The 1,923-nt window shown below is 66.1% G+C and carries 1 protein-coding gene; it reads right to left on the reverse strand.

The window, feature by feature from the left end; all coding sequences use genetic code 11:
• Positions 1-74 precede the first annotated feature (74 nt).
• Complete coding sequence (ltrA, locus tag AB0I81_RS63965) at positions 75-1,343, reverse strand: group II intron reverse transcriptase/maturase (protein ID WP_360680686.1); 1,269 nt, start codon at positions 1,341-1,343, stop codon at positions 75-77.
• Positions 1,344-1,923 lie beyond the last annotated feature (580 nt).

Genomic DNA, 1,923 nt, shown 5'->3' on the forward strand with positions numbered 1-1,923 from the left:
ATCGAGTAGGAGGGTGAGGTCGCCTCACCCTCCTCTCACACCACCGGACATGCGGGCCCGCATCCGGCGGTTCGTCAAGCCGTGGTTCTGAGCCCGCGCCAGGTGTTCTGGAGTCCAAGCAGACCAAGGTCATCCCAATAAGCGTTGGGCAGAGCGCGCTGGAGAACGGGTGACCCGGCGATGCGCCAATACCCCTTGCTGCTGATGGCCCATTCCCGTGCCGTACGGTCGGGAATGCCCAAGCGGCGGAGGTTGCGGCGCTTGGCCGAGTAGCGTTTCCATTCCTTCCAACGGATCTGCCGCATCCGGCGGCGGAACCACTCATCCACATCACGGAGCCTGCGTCCCAGGTCCGCCAGGGCGAAGTAGCCCATCCACCCACGGATGAATGCATTGAGCCTGTCGATTCTGCAGATCATCGACACACTCCACCTCCGGCTGGTCAACTTCCGCAGCCGGTCCTTCAGACGCCGCAACGCCTTGGGATCGACCCGGATCTTGACCCCGGAGCGGGTGAAGTAGAACCCGAACCCCAGCAACGTCGCCTCGCGAGCGTGCCGGACCGAAGACTTCTCCCGGTTCACCTTCAGTTTCAGCCGCTGCTCGACCACGGTCGTGACCGAGTCGAGCACCCTTTGGGCGGCCCGCCTGCTGCGCACGAAGACCCGCAGGTCGTCGGCATAGCGCACGAACCGGTGACCACGCTTCCACAACTCCCGGTCCAGATCGTCCAGCATGACGTTCGACAAGATCGGCGACAACGGGGAACCCTGCGGGGTCCCCTCCACACTCGCCTGAACGATCCCGTCGGCCATCACCCCGGCCTCCAGATACGCCCGGATGAGCTTGAGAAGCCTGCGGTCGGTGACCTTGCGCGCCACCCGCGCCATCACAACGTCGAAGTTGACCCGGTCGAAGAACCGGTCAAGATCGACATCCACGACCCACCTCAACCCGTCATCGATGGCCCGCCGCGCGACCCGCACCGCCTGATGAGCGGACTTGCCAGGACGAAACCCAAACGACGACCCGGAAAAGTGCGGATCGAAAATCGGCGTCAGGACCTGCGCGATCGCCTGCTGGATCAACCTGTCCAGCACAGTGGGCACCCCCAGCGCACGTTCCCCACCCCCGGGCTTGGGGATCACCACCCGGCGGACCGGCAACGGCCGATACGTGCCCGCGTCCAGCGCCTCCCGCACACCCGCCCAGTGCTCACGGATCCACGGCCGCAACTGCTCCGTGGTCATCCCGTCCACACCCGGCGCGCCCCGGTTGGCCTCCACACGCCTCAACGCCCTGCCCAGATTCGCCGGCGAGAGCAACTCCGCCCACAGCGACACCTCCAAGCCAGGGATCACGGCCTCCGACAAGGGCGCCGACCTGCCGCTACGCTCCGCTGTGGGCTCTGACGGACTCACCGTCTCCTCCCCCTGCGGGCCCGCGTCCACGGGATGGCTGCGATCACCGCGACCGGCACGAGCACCTCACCCTCGACCGTGTTACTTGACGTTCGGCCCTTCCCGGCTGGTTGTCCGTTCCCCTCACCGGTACTACGGCCTCTGCTGACTTCTGCCCGGTCAGACCCGACCTCACGGCCAGGACCGTCGGCGCGGCGACAACGACAGCACAACCGACACCCGGACAGATCTCCCCAGGTAAGAACGACCACCTTCCCCCTGCGCCCGCCGCGTCTACCTGACGGTCCTGTCGGTGATGACGGGCTTCACCTTCCATGGCAGGCTCACCCAGACCCATCCGGCCTCATACGCGGTTCGTGTCCCTCGGTGCAAGGTTTCGCCTCGGGCTTCCTCCAGACCCCGCCTCACGACGACGCCCTTGCCTCCGGCTCGGAGTTAGCACCACCTCTTCCTCCAGGGGACTTCCACCCCCAGGCAATCGCCCATGCTGGGCACACCATGA

Source organism: Nonomuraea sp. NPDC050404 (assembly GCF_040655495.1).
Classification (GTDB): domain Bacteria; phylum Actinomycetota; class Actinomycetes; order Streptosporangiales; family Streptosporangiaceae; genus Nonomuraea.